The organism is Halomonas eurihalina, assembly GCF_008274785.1.
GTDB lineage: Bacteria > Pseudomonadota > Gammaproteobacteria > Pseudomonadales > Halomonadaceae > Halomonas > Halomonas eurihalina.
Genome location: NZ_VTPU01000003.1, coordinates 123,268 through 146,651 on the forward strand (window position 1 = coordinate 123,268; position 23,384 = coordinate 146,651).

General features: G+C 59.8%; 18 protein-coding genes. 10 read left to right on the forward strand and 8 right to left on the reverse strand.

The features are described from left to right. Positions 1 to 84: 84 nt before the first annotated feature. The gene (locus tag FZZ93_RS04570) at positions 85 to 1,839 is read left to right on the forward strand and encodes a formate--tetrahydrofolate ligase (RefSeq protein WP_223111765.1); all 1,755 of its coding nucleotides are present in this window, start codon (positions 85 to 87) and stop codon (positions 1,837 to 1,839) included. A 43-nt stretch (positions 1,840 to 1,882) separates the two neighbouring features. Here the strand turns inward: FZZ93_RS04570 and FZZ93_RS04575 are convergent, their stop codons facing one another. From FZZ93_RS04575 to xdhA, 5 genes are all read right to left on the reverse strand, one after another. After that, positions 1,883 to 2,725, reverse strand: coding sequence for an EamA family transporter (locus tag FZZ93_RS04575; RefSeq protein ID WP_149321148.1), 843 nt, complete (start codon positions 2,723 to 2,725; stop codon positions 1,883 to 1,885). A gap of 221 nt (positions 2,726 to 2,946) precedes the next feature. Beyond that, the gene (gene guaD, locus FZZ93_RS04580; RefSeq protein WP_149321149.1) at positions 2,947 to 4,299 is read right to left on the reverse strand and encodes a guanine deaminase; all 1,353 of its coding nucleotides are present in this window, start codon (positions 4,297 to 4,299) and stop codon (positions 2,947 to 2,949) included. A gap of 247 nt (positions 4,300 to 4,546) precedes the next feature. After that, complete coding sequence (gene xdhC, locus FZZ93_RS04585; RefSeq protein ID WP_149321150.1) at positions 4,547 to 5,428, reverse strand: xanthine dehydrogenase accessory protein XdhC; 882 nt, start codon at positions 5,426 to 5,428, stop codon at positions 4,547 to 4,549. Then, positions 5,415 to 7,844, reverse strand: coding sequence for a xanthine dehydrogenase molybdopterin binding subunit (gene xdhB / locus FZZ93_RS04590; protein WP_149321151.1), 2,430 nt, complete (start codon positions 7,842 to 7,844; stop codon positions 5,415 to 5,417). The genes xdhC and xdhB overlap by 14 nt, the downstream gene beginning before the upstream one ends. Next, complete coding sequence (xdhA, locus tag FZZ93_RS04595; RefSeq protein WP_149321152.1) at positions 7,828 to 9,333, reverse strand: xanthine dehydrogenase small subunit; 1,506 nt, start codon at positions 9,331 to 9,333, stop codon at positions 7,828 to 7,830. Before xdhA ends, xdhB begins: the two co-directional genes overlap by 17 nt. Before the next feature lie 196 nt (positions 9,334 to 9,529). Between xdhA and FZZ93_RS04600 the strand changes: the two genes are divergently transcribed. Further along, positions 9,530 to 10,186 (forward strand): TetR/AcrR family transcriptional regulator, encoded by a 657-nt coding sequence (locus tag FZZ93_RS04600; protein WP_149321153.1) that lies wholly within the window; start codon positions 9,530 to 9,532, stop codon positions 10,184 to 10,186. A gap of 16 nt (positions 10,187 to 10,202) precedes the next feature. Here the strand turns inward: FZZ93_RS04600 and FZZ93_RS04605 are convergent, their stop codons facing one another. Then, complete coding sequence (locus tag FZZ93_RS04605; RefSeq protein WP_112049190.1) at positions 10,203 to 11,576, reverse strand: NCS2 family permease; 1,374 nt, start codon at positions 11,574 to 11,576, stop codon at positions 10,203 to 10,205. A 159-nt stretch (positions 11,577 to 11,735) separates the two neighbouring features. Between FZZ93_RS04605 and hrpB the strand changes: the two genes are divergently transcribed. Beyond that, entirely contained in the window at positions 11,736 to 14,201 is a 2,466-nt protein-coding gene (gene hrpB / locus FZZ93_RS04610; RefSeq protein WP_149321154.1) for an ATP-dependent helicase HrpB, read from the forward strand. 220 nt (positions 14,202 to 14,421) lie between these two features. Here hrpB and FZZ93_RS04615 read toward each other — a convergent pair whose 3' ends face one another. Beyond that, on the reverse strand, positions 14,422 to 14,796 hold the full coding sequence (locus FZZ93_RS04615; protein ID WP_149321155.1) for a MerR family transcriptional regulator: 375 nt from the start codon (positions 14,794 to 14,796) through the stop codon (positions 14,422 to 14,424). Between the two features lie 100 nt (positions 14,797 to 14,896). On the opposite strand from FZZ93_RS04615, the gene FZZ93_RS04620 reads away from it, so the two are divergent. From FZZ93_RS04620 to FZZ93_RS04645, 6 genes are all read left to right on the forward strand, one after another. After that, positions 14,897 to 15,670: an SDR family NAD(P)-dependent oxidoreductase gene (locus FZZ93_RS04620; protein ID WP_149321156.1), complete on the forward strand. Its 774-nt coding sequence runs from the start codon at positions 14,897 to 14,899 to the stop codon at positions 15,668 to 15,670. 204 nt (positions 15,671 to 15,874) lie between these two features. Beyond that, positions 15,875 to 16,327, forward strand: coding sequence for a YchJ family protein (locus FZZ93_RS04625; protein ID WP_149321157.1), 453 nt, complete (start codon positions 15,875 to 15,877; stop codon positions 16,325 to 16,327). A 13-nt stretch (positions 16,328 to 16,340) separates the two neighbouring features. Beyond that, positions 16,341 to 16,733, forward strand: a complete 393-nt coding sequence (locus FZZ93_RS04630; protein WP_246146108.1) for a hypothetical protein — start codon at positions 16,341 to 16,343, stop codon at positions 16,731 to 16,733. A gap of 212 nt (positions 16,734 to 16,945) precedes the next feature. Beyond that, entirely contained in the window at positions 16,946 to 17,413 is a 468-nt protein-coding gene (locus FZZ93_RS04635) for a copper chaperone PCu(A)C (RefSeq protein WP_149321158.1), read from the forward strand. A gap of 27 nt (positions 17,414 to 17,440) precedes the next feature. Continuing rightward, entirely contained in the window at positions 17,441 to 18,019 is a 579-nt protein-coding gene (locus FZZ93_RS04640; protein WP_149321159.1) for an SCO family protein, read from the forward strand. A 645-nt stretch (positions 18,020 to 18,664) separates the two neighbouring features. After that, positions 18,665 to 19,672, forward strand: coding sequence for a transketolase-like TK C-terminal-containing protein (locus FZZ93_RS04645; protein ID WP_149321160.1), 1,008 nt, complete (start codon positions 18,665 to 18,667; stop codon positions 19,670 to 19,672). Here FZZ93_RS04645 and FZZ93_RS04650 read toward each other — a convergent pair. Continuing rightward, on the reverse strand, positions 19,632 to 20,561 hold the full coding sequence (locus FZZ93_RS04650; RefSeq protein ID WP_149321161.1) for a LysR family transcriptional regulator: 930 nt from the start codon (positions 20,559 to 20,561) through the stop codon (positions 19,632 to 19,634). The genes FZZ93_RS04645 and FZZ93_RS04650 overlap by 41 nt on opposite strands. Positions 20,562 to 20,705: 144 nt before the next feature. Here FZZ93_RS04650 and aceE point away from each other — a divergent pair, with 144 nt between their 5' ends. Then, positions 20,706 to 23,381: a pyruvate dehydrogenase (acetyl-transferring), homodimeric type gene (gene aceE / locus FZZ93_RS04655; protein WP_149321162.1), complete on the forward strand. Its 2,676-nt coding sequence runs from the start codon at positions 20,706 to 20,708 to the stop codon at positions 23,379 to 23,381. The last annotated feature ends 3 nt before the right edge of the window (positions 23,382 to 23,384 follow it).

A 23,384-nucleotide genomic window follows, 5' to 3' on the forward strand; every position in this document is an offset into this window, starting at 1 on the left:
CCCGCCCGAGGCGTTCCACGCTGCTTGAGAATACTCGGGTTCAGGACGGTGGCGCCACTGGGTGGCGCCTCGCAAGGGGGCGAGATGACCGACTATATGCCGTGGCACGACGAACCCCTGGCTGAAGAATCCTTGCCGCTGGAGACATCTCCCCCGCCTGATTGGCCGCCTCCCGGCTCGCCGGATATCGTCGTCGCCCGAGCGGTGACGCCGCGGCCCATTACCGAGGTGGCCGCACGGCTCGGCATCGCGCCCTCGGATCTTCTGCCCTATGGCCACACCAAGGCCAAGCTGCCCCACGCCTTCACCGACGACCTGGCCGAGCGCCCGCGGGGCAAGCTGGTGCTGGTCACGTCGATCACCCCGACGCCTGCCGGAGAAGGCAAGACCACTGCCACCGTCGGGCTCGGCGACGGCCTGAACCGGCTTGGCCATCGCGCCGCCATCTGCCTGCGCGAACCCTCGCTGGGGCCTTGTTTCGGCATGAAGGGTGGTGCCGCCGGCGGTGGTCGCTCGCAGGTGATCCCCATGGAGGATATCAACCTGCACTTCACCGGCGATTTCCACGCCATCACCAGCGCCCACAACCTGCTGGCCGCCCTGATCGACAACCATCTCCACTGGAACAACGAACTTAACCTGGATCCCGAGCGCATCACCTGGAAGCGGGCGATGGACATGAACGACCGAGCGCTGCGCCACCTGACCGTCGGCCAGGGTGGGCAGAGCGTGCCGCGCAGCGACGGCTTTGATATCACCGCAGCCTCCGAGGTCATGGCAATCCTCTGCCTGGCACATGATCTCGACGACCTGCAGCGGCGCCTTGGCGAGATCGTGGTGGCACGCACCCGCGACGGTGCGCCGGTGCTGGCTCGCGACCTCAAGGCCGATGGCGCCATGGCGGCACTGCTCCGGCAGGCGCTGGCGCCCAACCTGGTGCAGACTCTCGAGCACAACCCGGCCTTCGTCCATGGCGGGCCCTTCGCCAACATCGCCCACGGCTGCAATTCGGTGATGGCCACCCGTTCGGCGCTGGCCCTGGCCGACGTAGTGGTGACCGAGGCTGGTTTCGGCGCCGATCTGGGCGCCGAGAAGTTCTTCAACATCAAGTGCCGCCAGGCCGGCCTGGCTCCCAATGCCGTGGTGGTGGTGGCCACCCTGCGTGCCCTCAAGATGCACGGCGGCGTCGCCCAGGAGGCGCTGGGGCAGCCTGATCCGCAGGCGGTGCGTCGTGGCGCCGCCAATCTGGCCCGTCACGTCGAGAATCTTCGTAGCTTCGGCGTACCGCTGGTCGTGGCGCTCAACCAGTACGATCAGGATTCGGACGAGGAACATGCCGCGCTGCGCGAGGCCTGCGAGGCGATGGGCGTGGAAATGACGGTCAGCAGCCATTGGCGGGATGGCTCGGCCGGCAGCGAGGCGCTGGCCGAGCGGGTGGCTGCATTGCTCGATGCGCCGACGACGGCGCCGACACTGACCTATGCGGACGAAACCTCCCTGGTGGACAAGGTGCGCAGCATTGCCACCCGGCTCTACGGGGCCGCGGACATCAGCCTGGAGGACCGGGCTCGCCGCCAGCTCGAGGAATACGAGGCACTGGGCTATGGCCACCTGCCGGTATGCATCGCCAAGACACAGTACAGCTTCGCCGCCGACCCCGAACTACGGGGCTTGGCCGAGGGACATGTGCTGCCGATCCGCGAGGCTGAACTGGCCGCCGGGGCCGGTTTCGTGGTGATACTGTGCGGGGCCATCATGCGTATGCCGGGTATGCCTCGTCACCCGGCCAGCGATGGCATGCGGCTGGACGAAGCCGGCGAGATCGAAGGACTTTCCTGATGCGTTCGGCGACTCGATCGCCTCGGGTCGCCGAACGCGCTACTCACCCCCAATGGGTCAGCACCACACCGGCCAGAATTAGCCCGCCGGCCAGCAGGCGTTCCCGACGCAATGGCTCCTTGAGCCAGATCATTCCGATGGCAATGGCGAACAGGACGCTGGTCTCGCGCAGCGCGGCCACCAGCGCGATCGGCGCCTGGGTCATGGCCCAGATGGTGACGCCATAGGCGCCGAGGGAGAGGGCGCCTCCGATCAGCCCGACCCGCCAGTGGCGACCGAGCTGCGGCAGTGTTCGAGTGCCGTGAAGGGCGACCAGGACCAGCAGCATGCCGCAACCGTCGAGCAGGAATAGCCAGATGACGTAGCCGATGGCGTCGCCGTTGGCACGCGCGCCACTGCCATCGGCCAGGGTATAGCCGGCGATGAATGCGGATGTGATCAATGCATTGACCAGCGAGGCATGTTCGAGCCGGTAGTGGCGCCCTCCGGGGAATGCCATGCATAGGATGCCGAGCACCAGCAGGCCAATGCCGGCATAACCCAGCGCAGAGGGCTGGTCACTGAGCAGGGCGATGCCGATCAGCGTGACCAACAGTGGCGCACAGCCGCGTGCGATGGGGTAGATCTGGCCCAGGTCGCCGACCCGGTAGGAACGGGCGAGGAAGATGTTGTAGCCAATATGCAGGATCACCGAGACCAGCAGCCAGGGCCAGGCGGCAGCGTTGGGCAGCGGCACGAAGGCTACACCGAACAGTGCGATGATGCCGCAGCCGACCTGGATCAACGAGATGCTTAGCAGGCGGTCGAGTCCGACCTTGACCAGCGCATTCCAGCTGGCATGCATCAAGGCGCTGGCCAGCACGGCGAGAAAGACGGGCGTCGTCAATGCATGTCCCTTGCGTAATGAAGCGGTAATCCCTGGCGCCGGACAACGCGTGCGAAGACGCCATCATCCTTTGCGTCGTCCTACCATGTCACAGGGTCGACACAGAGGTCGATGTCACGCCCTGGATCATCGCGACGGCGAAGCCGCACGGGAGCGAAGGACGCCTGGGGCATCGACGCGCCCACTCGCAGCCACCCCGATGTTTCGGGGTTGCGAGTGGGTCAGCTGGCCACCGCTGCTGCCTGGCTGGTGATGTCGCGTTGGTGAACGCATGCGCCGTTGGCCCAGGTGGCGTGAACGGCACGGTCGTCGCCCAGCATCATCAGTGCGAAGAGACGTTCGGCGAGCGTCCGGCAGCGGGCGGTACGCCGTGCCAGCAGCGGGGTGGCCTCGGGGTCGAGCACCACGATATCGGCTTCGCCGCCTTCGCGCAGCCGGCCGATGTGTTCGTCAAGGTGAAGGGCGCGGGCGTTGCCCAGAGTCAGTCGATAGAAACCCTGCCAGGCGGTCAGCGGTTGATCGAGCAACTGGCCGACCTGATAGGCGGCCTTGAGGGTGCCGAGCCCCGAAAGATCGGTGCCGCCGCCCACGTCACTGGCCAGGCTGGTGGCCAGGCCGGCCTCCTGACAGGCCTGACGGTCGAAGAGACCGCTGCCCAGGAAGAGGTTGGAGGTGGGGCAGAAGGCGATATTGGCCCCGGCATCGGCCAGTCGGCGACGCATCGGCTGGGTGAGGTGGATGCCGTGGGCGAAGGTGCTGCGTGGCCCGACCAGGCCGAAACGTTCGTAGACACCCAGGTAATCCTCACACTCGGGGAAGAGCTCGGCGACCCAGTCGATCTCGCCGAGATTCTCCGAGAGATGGGTCTGCAGGTGCAGGTCGGGGGCATTCCTCAGCACCGCGCCGGTGGCGTCGAGCTGTTCGTGGGTGGAGGTCGGGGCGAAGCGCGGCGTCAGGGTATAACCCAGCCGGTCCCGTCCGTGCCAGTCGGCGATCAGGCGCTCGCTGTCGGCGAGACCGCCAAGGGTATCGTCGAGCAGGCCGTCCGGGGCGTGGCGATCCATCAGCACTTTGCCGGCCAGCATGCGCAGGCCACGGCGACGGGCGGCATGGAAGAAGGCATCGACGGAGCCGGGGTGAGAGGTGCAGAACACCTGGGCGGTGGTGGTGCCAACCCGAAGGGATTCGTCGAGAAAGGCCTCGGCGACGCTCTCGGCGTGGGCGCGTTCGGCGAAGCGGCACTCTTCCGGGAAGGTGTATTCGTTGAGCCAGTCGAGCAGTTGCCGGCCGTAGGAGGCCATGATGTCGAGCTGAACGTAATGCACATGGGTGTCGATGAAGCCCGGCATCATCAACTTGCCGCTGTAGTCGACCACTTCGATGCCGGCGGGCAGCCGAGGGGCCAGCTCGGTGTAGTCGGCGATGGCGCGAATGCGGCCCTCGTCGAGCCAGAGGGCGCCGTCCTCGAGATAGCGCACGCTGCCGGAGGCGGGGCTGTCACCATCGCCGGGATCGGCGTCGAAGCTCAGCAAGGGGCCGCGCAGGACGCGCATGGCGGGTCGGCGGGTGGTCATAGAATTCTCCAATCTTTTTAGGGAAACACTGTATAAATGCCTGCGCATGCAAATCGCTGCGCTATAGCCGCCATCCTTGGCGGCTACCCTACGGGCCTGTCCAAAGACGGTTCAGATTCGCTCCTGGCGAATTTGTGCGCGGTGCTGGTGCGCCAGCCCGGTCGAAAGCTCGCCTAACACCTCGTTATGTCTCGCGTCTGGGCACTGTCTGAAAAGTCGACGAGCGCAGGCAGTTTTCAGTCAATGCCTAGTCGCGTGGTGGTGTAAAGGCATCACGTAGTACCTCGGGGGCTACGCCGAGCCGGTCCGGGCGCTGGACATCTGGCTTGAGCGTGAGCAGTTCGGCGGCGGTCGCCAGGGCGATCTCGTAGGGACGCTTGCCCTTGGCACCGGGGATGCCGATGGGGCAGCGCACGGTGCCAAGGGCGGCGGCATCGTGACCGGCGTCGGCCAGCCGCCGGCGAAAGCTCGCCCACTTGGAGGCCGAACCGATCAGGCCGAGCGAGGCGCAATCGCCGCGACGCAGCAGCGCATCGACCAGGGCGCGATCCTCGGCGTGATCATGGGTCATCACCAGGGCATGGCAGCCGGGGGGCAGCGAGTCCACGGCGCTGGCCACGTCGGCGCCCTCGGAGCCGGCGGCGATGCGCCGGCAACTCAAGCGCTCATGGGACTCGACCTCGCTCGGAAAGGCGTCGTCCCGGCTGTCGAACCACAGGACACGCCAGGGCAGCGGAGCGAGTATCTCGACCAGCGCCCGGCCCACATGCCCGGCGCCGAACAGTGCCACCGTCATCTCGGCGCCGGTGAAGACCTCGATCAACACGTGCACGTAGCCGCCGCAGCACTGGCCGGAGCGACCGCCCAGCGGGAAGGCCTCGAGGTGACTGCCGCCCTCGCCACCTGAGAGGGCAGCGCGGGCGACATCGATCACCTGGAACTCGAAGCTGCCGCCGCCGAGGGTATCGTGGACGGCATCGGGGGTGATCACCATCTTGGCGCCGGGTTCCCGTGGCGTGGAACCTGCCGTGCCCACCACGCTGGCCAGGGCATGGGGACGGGCCTGCCGCTGCAGCCGGTCGAGGGCCGAGTGCCAGGTTCCGGAGGCCTTGGTGTCATGCCGGGGCATGGTCGGGTCTCCTCGGGCTGGTGGCATCCTCGGCGTACTGGCGTCGCAGGGCCTCGGCGACCATCAGCACGCGCTCGGGCGTGGCCGGGGTGTCCAGCGCCGGGCTTTCGCGGTAGTCGACCAGGCTGGCCAGGGCGTCGCGCAGCGCCGACCAGACCGAGATGCCGAGCATGAAGGGCGGCTCGCCCACTGCCTTGGAACGGTAGATGCTGGCCTGGGAGTTGGGATGCCCCTGCAGCAGTTCGACGTTGAAGGTCGGCGGCAGGTCACCGAAGGCCGGGATCTTGTAGGTGGAAGGGCCGTCGGTGACCAGTCGTCCGGCGTCGTTCCACTTGAGCTCCTCGCTGGTCAGCCAGCCCATGCCCTGGATGAAGGCGCCTTCGACCTGGCCGATGTCGATGGCCGGGTTAAGCGAGTCGCCGACGTCGTGGAGGATGTCGGCGCGGCTCAGCCGGTACTCGCCGGAGAGGGTGTCGACCTCGACCTCGGCCACGGCGGCACCGTGGGCGAAGTAGTAGAAGGGGCGGCCACGGCCGCTGGCACGGTCATAGTGGATCAGTGGCGTGGCGTAGAAGCCCTTCTCGGAGAGCGAGACGCGGCCCATGTAGGCGGCCTGGATCAATTCGCCCCAGGGAATGCGCTGTTCGCTCTCGCCGATGCCGGCCACCAGGTGACCGTCCTCCAGGTGCATGGCCTCGCGGTCGAGGCCGCCGTTTTCACGGTCGAAATGTTCGGCGGCGAAATCGAACAGCCGCTCGCGCAGCTTGCTCGCCGCATCGCGGGCGGCCTGGCCATTGAGATCGGCACCGCTGGAGGCGGCGGTGGGCGAGGTGTTGGGCACCTTGTCGGTGCGCGTGGCGCTGATGCGCACACGTTCCAGGTCGAGCCCGAGCTCCCGGGCCACCACCTGGCAGACCTTGGTGTGCAGGCCCTGGCCCATCTCGGTGCCGCCATGGTTGATCATCACGCTGCCGTCGGTATAGACGAGCAACAGGGCACCGGCCTGGTTGAGATGCTGCACGGTGAAGGAGATGCCGAACTTCACCGGGGTCAGCGCCAGGCCCTTCTTGATGATCGGGCTGGTCGCATTGAAGGCGGTGATCTCGCGCCGGCGTTGCCAGTAGTCGCTGCTCGTCTCGAGCTGGTCGATGATGTCGTGTAGCAGGCTCAACTGCTCGACGCGTTGCCCGTAGTGGGTCACATCGCGGGCCGCTCCGCCGTCGTCCGCGGCGCGATAAAGATTGCGCTTGCGGATGGTCAGCGGGTCCTCGCCGAGGTGACGGGCGATGTCGTCCATGGCCCGTTCGATGATCATCATGCCCTGAGGGCCACCGAAACCCCGGAAGGCGGTGTTGGAGGCGGTGTTGGTCCGCGCTCGGTGGCCCGTGACCCGGGCATCGCCGAGTGAGTAGGCGTTGTCGGCATGGAACATGGCACGATCGACCACGGCATCCGAGAGGTCCGGCGAATAACCGCAGTCGCCGATGACGGTGATCTCGCCACCGGCCAGCACGCCGCGCTCGTCGAAACCGAGACGATAGCGGTTGTGAAAGGGATGGCGCTTGCCGGTGGCGCGGGTGTCCTCGGCGCGAGGCAGGCGCAGTTTGGCGGCGCGACCGGTGCGCCGGGCGATGATGGCGGCGATGCAGGCCCAGGGCGAGGCCTGGGTTTCCTTGCCGCCGAAGCCGCCGCCCATGCGACGCATCTCCATGGTGACGGCGTGGAAGGGGATGCCGAGCACCTCGGCGACCAGCTTCTGCGTCTCGCTGGGGTGCTGGTTGGAGGTGTAGACCATCACGCCTTCGTCTTCGCTTGGCACCACCAGGCAGGCCTGCCCCTCGAGATAGAAGTGCTCCTGTCCGCCGACGAACTGCTCGCCCTCGAGTCGGTGGGGCGCATCCGCCAGGGCACGCTGCCAGTCGCCACGCTCCTGGACATGGGTGGGCCGCACGAATTCCTCGCGCTCGGTGGCCGCCACCGGGTCGAGGCAGGCCGGGCGCTCGTCGATCTCGACCACCGCCTCCTTGACGGCCAATCGCGCGGCCTTGTGGCTCTCGGCGGCGACCGCGAACAGACACTGGCCGACATAGCTGATCTCGTCGCTGGCGAAGATCGGATCGCCCGGGAACACCGGGCCGATGTCGGTGTGGCCGGGCACGTCCGCCAGGGTGATGACGTCGACCACACCGGGAGCGGATCTGACCTTCTCGAGATCCAGGCGATTGAGCCAGCCATGGGCCACCGGCGACAGGCCGAGCGCGACGTGCAGGGTATCGGCCGGCGCCGGCTGGTCGTCGATATAGGCGGCGCGCCCGGTCACGTGCTTGATGGCGCTCTCGTGAGCACGGGGCGCGCCGGCCGAGCCCTGGCGCTCGGTGGTGTCGGGTGAGGGGGAAAGCCTAGTGAGCGTACGCATCGAGAGTCACCTTGGTCGCAGGATTGTTGTTGTCGCTGGCGTGGTTCGGTGTCGCCTCGGCGGCGTGCATGTCGGCCTCGATCATCAGGCGCAGGCGTTCGAGCATGTTGCCGGCGGCGGTGCGGCGGTATTCGGCACTGCCGCGCACATCGCTCATCGGTGTCAACTCCTCGCCCAGCACCGCGCGGGCGGCGGCGAAGACGGCGGGCTCGGGCGCTCGCCCTTCCAGGGCGGCCTCGGTCTCGGTGGCGCGTCGCGGGATGGCGGCCATGCCACCGAAACCCAGGCGGACGTCACGCATCACGCCATCCTCGAGCCGCCAGGCGAAGGCGGCGAGCACCGCCGAGATGTCGTCCTCTCGGCGTTTGGACAACTTCCATACCTTGAGATTCTGCGCCGGTGTCGGGCGCGGGAGGAAGATGGCGGCGATGAACTCGTTCTCGCCCAGGGCCGTCTTGCGGTAATCGAGGAAGAAATCCGACAGCGGCAGCTCGCGAGCGCCATCCGGGCCGTCCAGGCGCAGCCGGGCATCCAGGGCCAGCATGACCGGCGGGGTGTCGCCGATGGGGGAGGCGTTGGCGATATTGCCGCCCAGGGTGCCGCGGTTGCGGATTTGTGACGAAGCGAAGCGGTGCATCAGGTGCTCGAAGGCCGGATAGTGTTCGGTGAGCAGCGGGGTCATGTCGGCCAGTGTCACCGCCGCGCCGATCCACCAGCCGTCAGGTGTCTCGTCGATGGTGGTGAGTTCGGCCACCTGGCGCACATCGATGATGTCATCGAGTGGCTTGAGTTGCTGCGTGGTTTCCAGCCACAGGTCGGTACCGCCGGCCACCAGGCGTGCCTTCGGGCGTCGACGCTTCAGGTCGCGCAGGGCGGCGATATCCTGGGGCGCGACGTAGTGACCGGCGGTGGTCGGCTCGCCGCCCTCGGGGCGGCGCAGCCAGGCGACATTGCTGCCCAGGTGGGGCTCGTCGGCCCAGGCGGGGCGGACGTCGGGATAGTCGGCCATGCTGAGCGCGGCATCGCGGATCGGACGATAGCCGGTGCAGCGACACAGGTTGCCACCCAGCGCCGCCTCGAGGCGCTCCTGGGTCAGCGGGGCGGGGGCGCGGCGCTGTTCTTCATGCAGGGTGAACAGCGACATCACGATGCCCGGCGTGCAGAATCCGCACTGGCTGCCGTGATGGTCGACCATGGCGGCCTGGGCCGGATGCAGCGCGTCGCCTCGCGCCAGGCCTTCCACGGTAACCAGGTGGCAGCCGTCGATCTGGTGGGCGGGCAGGATGCAGGCGTTGGCGTTGCGATAGACCAGCTCACCCAGGGCGTCCGGCTCGCCGATGGCCACGGTGCAGGCGCCGCAGTCACCGGAGGCGCATCCCTCCTTGGTCCCGGTTCGCCCGAGATGCACGCGCAGCAATTCGAGCAGGCTGGTGTCGGCGGCGACGTCGCTGCAGTGGCGTCGCTCGCCATTCAGGTAGAAGTCGATCATGGCCGGCTCCGTTTGTCGTTGTATCGGATAAAGCACGTGATATTTCAATTCTTGACCATGTGGTCAGCTTTGGCAAGTCCCCATTCACTTTTTTCGAGTCTTTCGTGGCGTTTTCCACCCTGGGTGAATTGCCTGCGCTGCGGCTGTCAGGCAAGCTCATGGCCCCAAACATCTGTCGTCGAGCTGATGAGACTTCATGGCCAAGGCAATGCAGTACAGCGAACAAGAGGGCGGCGCCATCCGCCAACGCAACGAGAAGGCGATCATGGCGGCGGCGGAACGTGTCTTCGCGCGGCACGGTTATCGCGGTGCCAGCCTGCAGGAAATCGCCGAACAGGCCGGGCTTCCCAAGTCCAACGTCCTCTATTACATGGGCAGTAAGCGCAAGCTTTACGTGCGCCTGCTTGAACGCATGATGGCGCGCTGGAACGCCATGCTCGATGATATCTCGGCCGAGGACGATCCCGCCGAGGTGCTCTCTGCCTTCATTCGCTCCAAGATGCAGATGTCGCGCCGTCATCCGGAAGGGTCGCGGCTGTTCGCCAGCGAGATTCTCGGCGGCGCGCCTTTCCTGCAGGAGTACCTGCGTGGCGAGCTGCGCGAATGGGTGCAGAGCCGCGCGGCGGTGTTCCGGGAGTGGGCCGACCGGGGCCTGATGGACCCGGTCGACCCGGTCTGGCTGATCTTCTTGATCTGGTCGTCCACCCAGCACTACGCGGACTTCGAGGCCCAGGTACTGGGCATCACCGGGCGCGAGGCGCTGGGCGACGACGATCTCGAGGAGATCACGCGTTTTCTGACCCGGGTGGTTCTGAAGGGCTGTGGGGTGCGTCACCCCGAGCCCGTCACTTAGAGGGTGGTTTCCTCGTTTACTGGGTGGTCAGCAGCATCAACACGGCCAGGGCCGCCGTGACCCACATGGCCGGCTTGATCTCGCGCACCTTGCCGGTCAGCGCCTTGATCAGCACGAAGCTCATGAAACCGAAGGCGATACCCAGGGTGATCGAGTAGGTCAACGGCATCAGGATGATCGCCAGGAAGGCCGGGAAGGCCTGATCGAAATGGCTCCAGTCGATCTTGCTGATCGGCGTCATCATGAACAGCCCGACCAACACCAGTGCCGGGGCCGTGGCGATGCCGGGCACCAGCGACAGCAGTGGCGAAAGGAACAGAAAGGGCAGAAAGAGGATCGCGATCACCACTGCCACCAGGCCGGTGCGTCCGCCCTGGGCGACCCCGGCGCCGGATTCGATGAAGGTCTGGGCGGCACTGGTGCCGAGTGGTGCTGCGATCATCGAGGCGAAGGCATCCACGGTCATCGAGCGCTTGAGGTTGCGCGGGTTGCCTTCTTCGTCCTTGAGATCGGCGGATTCGGAAAGCGCCATGAAGCAGGACAGGGCGTCGAAGAAGTTGGTGAACAACATCACGAAGATGAACGGCAGGTAAGCGACCTTCAGCGCGCCGATGACGTCGACCTTGAGGACCGCGCCGAAGTCGGGCCAGGCGGCCAGGCCATTCCAGGCCACCATCACCTCGTCGCCCCAGAAGCGGCCCATGGGGGCGGCCATCAGGGTGGTCAGGGCGATACCCATGATCAGGGCGCCGTTGAAGCGCAGGATCACGAAAATCGCCGTGGCCACCAGGCCGAGGAAGAAGGTGACCAGGCTGGCGTCGATGGTGCCAAGCGATACCAGAGTGGCGTCGCTGCCGACGATGAAGCCGGCGTTCTTCAGCCCGATGAAGGTAATGAACAGACCGATGCCGCAGGTGATGGCGTACCGCAGCGACAACGGGATGGCCTCGATGACCGCCCGGCGCACGTTGAACAGTGCCAGGGTGGCGAACAGCACCCCGGACCAGAACACGCAGCCCAGCGCCACCTCCCAGGACAGGCCGGCACCCATCACCAGCGTATAGGTGAACAGCGCATTCATGCCCATGCCCGGTGCCACCAGGATCGGGTTGCGCGCATAGAGGCCCATGGCCAGGCTGCTCATGAAGCTGATCAGCACTGTCGCCGAGAGGGCGGAGGCAAAGGGGATGCCGGCATCGGAGAGGATGGCCGGGTTGACCACGATGATATACATGCCGGCCAGGAAGGTGGCGATGCCGGCGAGGATCTCGGTCTTCAGGCTGGAGCCTCGGCGGCTGACGCCGAACCAGCGGTCGAGGGGAGGCAGGTCCTCCCGGTGGGACACGGTCGAGCGCGAGCCCCCGATGGGGCGGGTAGTGGACTGTTGCATACCATTGAACCCTGTTTGTTGTTGTGGGCTGAATGCCAAACTGTCATTTCCTGACCTTTTGGTCAGGATGCCGACAGCCAAGCCTAGAACTGCTGACGCAGCTTGGCAAGTGTGCTTTGCTCGCTCGCCGATTTGTTCAGCGCATCCCAAGGACACGATATGCCGAACACGACGCGCAACGACGCCGATGAATCCGCCGCGATGACGCTGCCCATCGAGGCTCGGCTGGAAGCGATTCGTGAGGCGTTGCATGGCCACTCGAGCGCCATGCTGGTGGCCGAGCCCGGTGCCGGCAAGACCACGCGAGTGCCGTTGGCCTTGCTCGATGCCGAATGGTGTCGCGGACAGCGCCTGCTGCTGCTCGAGCCGCGTCGTGTCGCTGCGCGTCTGGCCGCTGCCCGCATGGCCGAGACACTGTCCGAGCCGGTGGGGCAGACGGTGGGCGTGCGCATGCGCGGCGAATCACGGGTCAGCGAACGGACGCGACTCGAGGTGGTCACCCAAGGCGTGTTGACGCGCATGTTGCAGGAAGATCCGCTTCTCGAGGGCATCGCCGGCATCATTTTCGACGAATTTCATGAGCGCAGCCTCGACGCCGACCTGGGGTTAGCCCTGGCGCTGGATGCCCAGACCGTGCGTGATGACCTGCGCCTGCTGGTGATGTCGGCCACGCTTGACGTCGAGGCGCTGACGGCGGCCCTGGGGGCCGGGACGCCGGTAATCGATTGTCCCGGACGCCAGCATCCGGTCGTGACGCGTTATCGGCCGCCCGGCGCTCGCCTCGAGGCGGAACGTCATCAGGCGGCGGTCGTCGAGGAAGCTCTGGCCAGCGAGGGCGGCGACATTCTGGTGATTCTGCCGGGCGTCGGCGAGATTCGGCGGCTGGGGCGACGACTCGCCGAACGCCTGTCGTCGTCGGTCGTGATCCACGAACTGCATGGCCGAATGCCGCTGGCGGCGCAGCGTCAGGCGCTGATGCCGGATGCCGAAGGGCGCCGCCGGGTGGTGCTGGCCACCGCCATTGCCGAATCCAGCGTGACCGTCGACGGCGTGCGCCAAGTCATCGATGCCGGTCGCGAGCGACTGCCGGTTCATCAAGTGCGTACCGGACTCACGCGACTCGAGACCCGCCGGGTCAATCGTGCCAGTGCCGATCAACGCCGCGGTCGCGCCGGCCGCCAGGCTCCTGGCGTCTGCTATCGCCTGTGGTCGGAAGAGCAGCCCCTGGCAGCGGATCGCGAGCCAGAGATTCGCCAGAGCGACCTGATGCCGTTGGCCTTCGAGCTGGCACGCTGGGGCATCACCGACCCGGCTGCCCTGACCTGGGTGACGCCGCCAGCGCCGGCGGCATTGGCAGCGGGGCGCGCTGGCCTGGTACGGCTCGGCGTGCTGGATGACGCGCATCGCCTGACCCGCTTCGGCAACGGCTGCACACGCTGGCCGGTGCATCCACGCATGGCGGTGATGCTGGAGAGGGCAGGGCAACTCGAGGCCAGTGCCCTGGCCTGTGGCTTGGTGGCCCTGCTCGAGGGCAGCGATGGTGACGACGAACGCGATCTCGCCGAGGCCCTGCAACGCCGCTTCGCCTCGCCGGGTGACCATCGCCGCTGGCGACGCGATGCCGAGCGGCTGGCCACCATCGCCAGGGTACGCCTGGAGACCCCGGACATGGCAGCGCTCGGCGAACTGCTGGCCCTGGCCTGGCCGGAACGCATCGCCCAGTGCATCGAACCGGGGCGCTTCCGGCTAGCGTCAGGCGGTCGGGCGCGATTGCCCGAGACGCACCCCCTGGCCCACGCGCCGCTGCTGGTGGCGGCGGAACTCGACGGCGAGCGGGGTGGTGGCCGCATCTTCCGCGCCGCCAAACTCTCGGTCGCCGGCCTCGAGTCGCTATACCCCGAGGCACGGCAATGGCGGGATCACCTGGAATGGTCCGATGCTCGGGGCGAACTCGTCGGAGAGCGTCGTCGCGGCCTGGGAGCCGTGGTACTCGAGCGGGGTCCCCTGCATGACAAGCCGCCGGAGGCGGTGCGCCGTGCCTTGCTGGAGGCCCTGGCGCGGCGCGGCGATCTGTCGTTCGGTGACGAGGCCGAACAGCTTCGCGGTCGGGTGGCGCTGCTGCGTCGTCATCTCGGCGATGCCTGGCCGGATTGGTCCGACGAGACTCTGCTGGCGACCTTGGACACCTGGCTCGGGCCGTACCTGGACGGCATCAAGCGGCTCGATGAGGTGGCGCGGCTACCGTTCGAGCGGATCCTGCTGGATCGCCTCGATTGGTCGTTGCGGGTCCGTCTGGACGAGTTGGCTCCCAGCCGGCTCGAGGTGCCCAGCGGCTCGCGGATTCGGCTGGATTATCGCGGCGAGACACCGGTTCTGGCAGTGAAGTTGCAGGAAGTGTTCGGCTGGCAGCAGACACCACGACTGGTGGAAGGCCGGGTCGCGCCGCGTCTACACCTGCTGTCGCCGGCGCGGCGTCCCCTGCAGGTGACCGAGGACCTGGCCAGCTTCTGGGCCAATGGTTACCCCGAGGTACGCAAGGAAATGCGCGGTCGCTATCCCAAGCATCCCTGGCCGGAGGACCCGCTGACATCACCCGCCACGGCGCGGACCAAGCGGCGTGGTTGACGCCGAGAAAGGTCGTCGAGGCGGTTCGCCAGAACGGAGCCGTCCGGTAGCATCCGATAACCCCGTGCAGCGGCGATATCGCGAACCTCTGGGCCTATCTCGTCACCCGTCCGTCAGATCGGGGGCTGGCGTTGGTGAGCGGACCCTGTGCGTGGCAGCAATGCCGGACTCTCCCCGCGAGACGAGGATCTCTCGTTGACCGCCTGCGAGGTAACGTCATTCACGCCGTCGATGATGCACGGTGATGCTGATCTAGGCTTCTCAGGTATCCCGATATGATGTCTCGACATTCCTGGAGATCACGCAGCTTCCGATCCAGGTTTGCCGCTTCCTTGTAAAGGGTTTCCCTAACCTCTAGGCAAGGATCGAAGACAGGCTGGTCATCCAATATGCATGGCAACAGCTCACGAATGGCCTCCAGCTTCAGCCCAGCCGCGCGGAGCATGCCAATGCGCTTGGCCACCAGTGCAGTATCAGCATCGTAGTCGCGATACCCCGACTCCGTTCTCGCGGGGGCAAGGAGACCTTCTTGCTCATAGTAGCGCAGCATGCGCTCGCTGATCCCCAGTTGGCGTGAGAGCTCTCCAATCCTCATGGCTTTCCACCCGACATTGGCATATTGACCTTAACAGACTGTCAAGGTCTAGCATCCTTGCGTGCATTGAGCAACCAACCCATCGAGCGAGGAGGAGAGCATGTCAATTGAGGCATTCAACCTGGACGGCAAGACCGCCATCGTCACTGGCGCAGGTCGAGGGCTCGGCAAAGCCATTGCAATTGGGCTGGCTTCTGCTGGCGCCAACGTTCTTTTGGCTTCCAGAAACCCTGAGCACCTATCCGGCACCGCAGCGGAAATTGAACATTCAGGAGGCCAAGCCATAAGGACGTCTGTTGATATCTCGGATCCTGCATCATGCGACGCACTGGTATCGAGAGCAGAGGAGGAGTTCGGACAGCTGGACATTCTGGTATGCAATGCAGCCACCAATATCCAAGGGCCTGCAGCCGATATGCCGCCATCGGCCTGGTCGCGGGTCATCAATACCGAGATGTCGGGGTGTTTTTATTTGAGCCAGGCGGCTTATAAGGTCATGGCCAAGCAAAGCAGCGGTTCCATCATCATGATCTCCGCTAATTCCAGTACCGTCGGCTATGCCGATTTGGTTGGTGTGGCTACCGCAAAGGGTGGGGTCGATATGATGGCGCGTAATCTTGCCATCGAATGGGGGCAGGATGGTATCAGAGTGAATACCATCAATCCTGGCTTCACTGAGCATGTCCCCGAGGATGGAGCTGACGTTGCCGCAGGAGACGGGGATCTAGAGGAGGATATTCGGGCCGCCACCCCATTGGAGCGCCGAGGTCGTGTCGAGGAATTTGCCAATCCGGCCATATTCCTGGCCAGTGATGCTGCAAGCTATGTCACCGGACACAACTTGGTGGTCGACGGAGGCTATTCAGTGAAATGAAGGCCAGAGATTCGTTATAAATGCATCTTCTGTTTCATCCCAGGCCACCTTTCGGTGGCCATTCTGGTGGGAGATTTCCATGTGTCTCACCACGTCACAAGCGTACCTGCTTCAGTCGGGCCCATTGAGTGATTGAGGTGGCTTCTGGGAAAGGGAGCATGACAGGTATGATGTCGCCCTTGACACAAACCGGGAGTCTCGACGATGAACGATCAGCGCTGTCCCTGTGGCACCGGCCGTGCGCTCGCCGAATGCTGCGGGCGCTATCATGCAGGTTCCCCGGCGCCGACGCCCGAGGCCTTGATGCGCTCGCGCTTCAGTGCCTTCGCACTTGGTCGCAATGACTATCTGCTGGCCACCTGGCACCCGGATTTCCGGCCGGCGAGCCTGCCGGATGAGGATCCGACCGAGTGGGTGCGCCTGGAGATCGTCGACACCGCGACGCAGGACGATCAGGGGCGCGTGCACTTCCGTGCTACCTTCCGCGAGGGGCGCCGCTGGGGCGTGCTGGAGGAGGCCTCCGAATTCCGTCGGCACGAAGGGCAGTGGTGCTATGTCGATGGCGAGCCACGCGTCATGCGGCTCAAGCCCGGCCGCAACGATGCCTGTCCTTGCGGCAGTGGGAAAAAAGCCAAGCAATGCTGCATACGGGGATGAATCCGCTCAGCCTATGCTTCTTGAGCAGCACGCTGTGGCGGTTTATTATTCGCGCATGCCTTATCATCGTGGTTTGATCATCTGCCTTGGCGTTCCGATTGTCTTCCTGCTGCTCCTCGGCGGGCTGATTTTCGGAGGACAAGCCGTCTCCGCCGTCAAGCTCGACGGCGAGATTCAGCGTGCGCTGGCGACGAAGCTGGTGAACGTGTCGAGCAGCGCGGATGATATCGAGCTGAAGAATCTGCAGCGGGTCAACAACGGCTATGGCTATTGTGGCCTGTACAAGGCCGCATCGTCCGAGAATGGCTACGCCTCGTTCTTCTATAACAAGATCGATGGGCGTGTGACGCTGGACATCAAGTCGGAACGCTACGAGTCGAACTGCGGGCTGTCGTCTTTCTGCTGATCCTGGCCCGTCTCCCTGCCTGATCCTCCGTGGTGGCCTCAGCCCCGCGCCTTGCGTCGTTGTGTCCCCTGAGCGATTCTGCTTCTCCCGCTGTGTCGCGGGAGGACAAATTGTCGCAGCGGCTGGGGCTGGTGGCGGCTCCACGCTAGTCTGCAACACTGAAGTTGCCCGGATCGTCCTGGCTTACTGGGAATGGAACATGAGGCTGACATATGTCGAATAGAAAGCGGGAACTCAAGCGTTGGACCTCGGCCGCATTACTGGGGGGACTGGCAGCCTGTCTGCTGGCATTTCCTCTCGCCGCGAGCGCCGATGGGCTGGATGTGACGGATGCCCGGATGCGCGTGCTGCCGGGCGACATGCCGGCGGCAGGGTATTTTCGACTCGACAATACCAGTGACAAAACCGTGGTGCTCGTCGGCGCCAAGAGCGACGCCTTCGAGAAGGTCGAGTTGCATCGCAGCATGAACAAGGATGGCATGGCTAGCATGGAGTCGGTGTCACGGCTTGAAGTGGCGCCGGACGAGCACATCGAGTTTGCGCCTCAGGGATATCACCTGATGCTGATGAAGCCGACAGGTGCGCTGTCTGCCGGGGATGAGGTCGAGATCACCCTGGAGTTCGAGCACCGTGATCCTCTCACCGTAGATTTCGAGGCCGTGCCGCCGACATCCATGTAAGCGGCGATGACGTTGCAGGAGAATGACATGTTGCGATGGATGTTCCCGCTGGCCCTGTCAGTGATGTTGGCGGGCTGTGTCGATCATAACTGGCAGACCAATGACATCACCGATGTCATGCCGGCTCTCGAGTTCGATCTCGTCGATGAGGATGGCGAAGACGTGCAGGCCGATGCCTTCATCGGCAAGCCGACCCTGCTGTTCTTCGGCTTTACGCACTGCCCGGATGTCTGTCCGACGACGCTGGCCAAGCTGTCGGCCGCCATCAAACAGCTCGATGAGTCTCGGCAGGATGACGTACAGGTACTGTTCGTCTCGGTCGATCCCGCACGTGATACCCCGGACGTGCTGAAGCAGTACACCGAGGCATTCGGGCCGCAGTTCATCGGCTTGACCGGCGAGCGTTCCAAGATCGATGCGCTGACCAACCGCTATCGCGTTACCTATGAGTATGGGGAGAAGGACGCGCGCGGCAACTATAACGTCACGCATTCGAGCAGCGTCTTCGCCTTCGACCGCCAGGGCGAGGCCCGTTTCATGTTCAGTGACATCAATTCTCTGGAATCGCTCGTGGGCGATCTGTCGTATCTCGTGGAAAAGGGCTAATTGCCTGGCAATTCCTGTCCATGTGCAGGAACTGAAGCCCTGACGCAAAAGCCCCGCTCGGCTGGTGAACCATATCCCGAAGGTTGGATATCCTATCCAGCCCTCGGGGTATTTCTATGGGCGATCGATATGACCTTTTTTAGTAAGTAGTATATCTATTCCCCGCACTTTAGCTTTGCAAAAGCTTTAAGATCTCGCCGTGCGTTGCAATGAGTTCGGCCACCCACTCGTAAGTATTGTCGGACTCACTCTCTTTACTTATTTGTACCGCTGTATGTGTCGAAACTCTCAAAAAACTAAGTCATAGAGTATTCGTGAACAATGGCCGGAGAAATAGCTCCGCCTTCAACGTTATTGTTAAACGCTAAAATGCTCATGAATCTTCCTTCCATGCACCAATATAGCTCGGAGGGGGAGGTCTGGGAAAAAATATTCTTGAGCTCATCAGTGGTTTTAATCCCCCCGCAGGTTACCAAGGTGTTGTCGGCATTCGTTACATATGATGTAGAGAAATCATTGTTGCATACCAAGGGAAGGTTGGAGGGACTGAAAATGAGAAACTCATTCCCACATTTTGACCCATCAGTGTGTTGACGCAACCAGGAGTTGGTAAGATCATTACAAAAATAAAAGGAGGGATGAGTTTTGCCTGAAGCTATAAAATTGACTAAGTCTAATCGGATGCGAAGTCCGGCAGAAGTAATGGACAAAATAATCCATAAGCTTAACAAAGAAAGCGGAAGTCCTCCGTTTTTAATAGTTTCCAGCGTTCGGCAGATGAATGGTCCATATGTCATGCCTACCTTGTGGTACAATTATTTCTTCAAGGACAGCGCAGAAGAATATTCATACTTATATGATGGTCGGTTCAATACGGCAAGTGAGGTCAAGGGGGTTTATAAAGAATCATTAAATGTTGTGGCCATTATCGATCGAGCGCCCGATAAAATGAACAGAAAGGTTGTTTCCCTAAGGGATATTCTCCCTCTTGATTTGGCTTATGACACTTCAGTGCTTCCCTATGACCCGGCAAATGGGATGGAGTTTGAGGCAGTTTTGAATATGGCTTTAAAGAAAGAGGATAAAAACAGCGTTGTTTATGTGAGTGCGCATGATACTACCGATGTTACCCCTGAACCTGATGTGCCAGTTAATGAAAGAGACGTAGTGAAAGGAATGTATCTATATAAATCATCCAGGAAGCACAAAAGCGATGCCAGGATTTTAGCTTCGGGACGCTCACTCTTACCTGCACTTAAGATAGCTGAGTGCATTGAGAATAAATTTGGTGTCTGCTTTGAGGTATGGAGTTGTCCAAGCTATACGATGATTTCAAGAGAGATAAACAAAAAATATGCAGAAAATATTGTAAATAATAGAAGTTGTTTTTCTTCAACGCACATCCATGAGTGCCTGAAAGAGGAAGTTCCAACAATTGCGCTGACTCATTATAATTCCTTGGTTTGTGAGCAGGTGTCGAAGTATTTTCGGAAAGGGTTTGTTGCATTAGGAAAAGTTGGTGGAAAAGAGCAAAGCACGTGGGCGGATAATGAAATCACAGTGCGATGCATTTACCACCTAATCAAGAATAATTTAATTTCTAATTCTGATTTTATATTATCAGGCTATGAGTCTCCAGGGAGTTTTGATTGATCTTAACGTGAAGAGTCTTTCGGATTTCGTCAACTAGGCTTCTGGTTCTGGTGCTTATTTTGCGATTTGGGAATACTGCAGCTACTTGAAGAGGAGCTGGTTTCATATCCAGTTCTAGTTTTGTGAGTGCTCCTTGCTCTATCAGGTCTTTACAAAATGGAATCGGGATAATAGCGAAGCCTACACCCTCAACTGCTGCTGAGATTAACATGCTACTACTATCCACGCGGTATCTACAGTTTATATTTTGGGTATACCATTTTTCATCATGATCAATGAAATGCCATGGATTTGATCGCAGTGCATGCAATGTAGAAATACATGGCGCCTTTGCCATTTCACTGACCGATTTAGGCATTCCATGCTGTTTAATAAGGTTTGGTGATCCAACTATAACACTTGGAATAGCCATCAAATTTTGCATCACGAGAGAACTGTCGTCAGGTTTTCCTCTGAGATAAATAATTGATACATCGACATCTTTCTGTATGGGGTCAACAGACACCATTGAGGTACTACAGTCAATAGAAACCCCTGGGTTGTGATTGGCAAAGCTAGCCAAACATTCTGAAAGCCATTGGGCGCTAAACTCATTTGGGATGGCAATTTTTATCTTTCCCGTTAGACCATTGTTTTGATAAAGAATATCATTCTCTATTTCAGAGATGTTGTCAATTAGGTGAGACGCCCTCTCGAACAGCTCCTTCCCATCCTCGGTCAAGCTTAAATGCCTTGTATTCCGAATCACAAGGCTCATGCCTAGTTCTTTTTCAAGTTCTGCTAGGTGACGCCCAACTGTTGAGTTAGGAACTGATAACGACGTGGATGCTTCAAGTAAAGAGCCACGCCTCGCAATTTCAATAAATACACGAAGATAATTTAAATTCATGTTCTCACATCTGGGAAAGTGTTTCCTATTAATAACCCTTGCCTACACATTATGTCAAGATTAGCTTTGTAAGCAAATCTAAAGAAAAACGACCCGATTGTTATATTTGACACATATACATCCTTGGATTATTTGAGGTGCTTGATGAATAAGATCCTGGAAGAAGTAGATAAAGAAGAAACAAGAGAGTGGTTGGATGCATTGGAATCCGTCATCAGGGTTGAAGGAGTGGCTAGAGCAGAATACATCATAAGACAGCTTTTGGAGAGTGACGGTGCCAGCAAGATAAATAAAGCACTTTTGATAAATAGCCCTCATTCTAACACAATACCTAAAAGTGAAGAGCCAGATTACCCTGGGGATTTACTTATTGAAAAGAAAATTCGATCGGCAATTCGCTGGAATGGCATTGCTATGGTTGTCCGCGCTAATTCAGTAGATAAAAGCTTAGGTGGGCACTTAGCGAGTTACATGTCTAGTGCGACACTGTATGAGGTTGGGTTTAATCACTATTTCAAAGCCCCTAGTCTGGATGCTCCCGGTGACCTTGTATATTTCCAAGGGCATATTGCACCTGGCATTTACGCTAGGTCCTTTCTTGAAGGTCGTTTAACGATAGAGCAGCTTGATAATTTTAGACAAGAAGTAACGAATCGAGGATTACCATCATATCCCCACCCGTATTTAATGCCTGATTACTGGCAGTTCTCTACCGTTTCGATGGGGCTTGGTCCTATTCAAGCTATCTATCAAGCAAGACTGTTGAAGTATCTAGAAAATAGAAACTTTGTAGAGAGTGCTGCAAGAAATGTTTGGGCATTCCTTGGTGACGGCGAATGCGATGAGGTAGAAACCCTCGGGGCGCTTAATTTAGCGAGTCGAGAGAAACTAGATAACCTGATTTTTGTTATCAACTGTAATCTTCAGCGATTGGATGGCCCTGTTCGTGGAAACTCTCGTGTTATGGATGAGCTTGAATCTAGCTTCTTGGGTGCTGGCTGGAATGTTATCAAAGTTGTTTGGGGAAGTAATTGGGATCCCCTCTTTGAGAGCGATGAAAACGGCTTGTTGCAACAATGCATGAATGAAACAGTCGATGGTGAATACCAAAATTTCAGAGCTCAAGATGGAGGTTATATAAGGGAGAAATTCTTTGGGAAATATCCAGAGTTACTTGAGTTGGTGTCGCACATGAGTGATGAAGATATTTATTCATTGAAGCGAGGAGGTCATGATTCTGTAAAAATAAATGCAGCATATAGTAGAGCTGTGAATAAGAAGAATGGTCGGCCAACAGTGATCTTGGCTCATACAGTAAAAGGCTACGCTATGGGAAGTGAGCATGGCGAAGCAGACATGGAAGCACATAATATAAAAACAATGAATTCCGAGGCGCTGAAGCAGCTTAGGGATAGGCTTAGTTTGCCAATAAGTGATGATGAGTTGGACAAGGGAATGCCCTATTATTCTCTGGAAGAGAGCTCAGAAGAAATAAAGTATCTTCATGATAGAAGAGAGAAGCTCGGCGGATATTTGCCCCAGCGAAATACTGACGTAGATTCCCTGCCCATTCCTGAATTAAATAGCAAAGTATTTCAATCACAACTCAAGGGTACAGGGAGTAGAAAGGTATCAACTACCATGTCCTTCGTAAGAATTTTGAGTGGGCTGGCAAAAGAAAAGAGGGTTGGTGAAAGGGTTGTCCCCATTGTACCTGATGAAGCGCGCACATTTGGTATGGAGGGAATGTTCCGTCAGTTGGGTATTTATGCCTCAGAAGGGCAAAAGTACGAACCAGCTGATGTCGGACAGATAATGTATTACAAGGAAGATAAGAAAGGGCAGATTCTCGAAGAAGGAATTACAGAAGCTGGTTCAATGTCCTCCTGGATCGCAGCCGGGACATCGCATGCGAACCACGCTGTTACTCTTATTCCTTTCTACGTTTTTTATGCAATGTTTGGTTTGCAGCGGATTGGGGATCTTGCCTGGGCTGCTGGTGATATGTTGACAAAGGGGTTCTTGATCGCAGGTACGGCGGGACGAACTACTATTAATGGGGAAGGTCTTCAGCACCAAGATGGAAGTAGCCATATCCAGGCTACCCAGATACCTAATTGTAAAACATATGATCCAACATTTAACTATGAGTTAGCCGTTATTATTCAAAATGGCTTAAAAAGAATGTATCAAGAAAATATAAATGAATTTTATTATATTACTGTAATGAATGAGAATTATGAACATCCTGAAATGCCTGAAGGATGTGAAATGGGTATCATGAAGGGGATGTATCGGATTAAGAAACATGAAGGGGAATCAAGATTAAAAGCCAATCTGTTGAGTAGTGGAACGATTTTGAATGAAGCAATTGCAGCATCTTTAGTTCTAAAAAATGATTTTGATATCGAATCTAATGTTTGGAGTGTAACTAGCTTTAATGAATTGCGACGAGAAGCGCAAGAGTATGATAGGCAGGTAATGCGAGATGCTGATTGTCCTAAGAGTAAACCTTGGATAGTTGAGGTGTTGAAAGATGCTGAAGGTGTTTTTGTAGCGGCAACTGACTATACAAAAATGTATGTAGATCAAGTGAGAAAATGGATCCCCGATGATTATTATGTCTTAGGCACGGATGGTTTTGGTCGCTCAGATCGTCGTGAAGCATTGAGGCACTTCTTTGAAATTGATAGGTATCATATTTCGGCAGCCGTTATTTTTGGGCTGTATAACAAAGGAGAGGTAACAAAAGAGTTTCTGGAAACAGCGTATGGGATATTGGGGATTTCTAAAGAAAAGATCTCGCCAGTAATCTCATGAGGA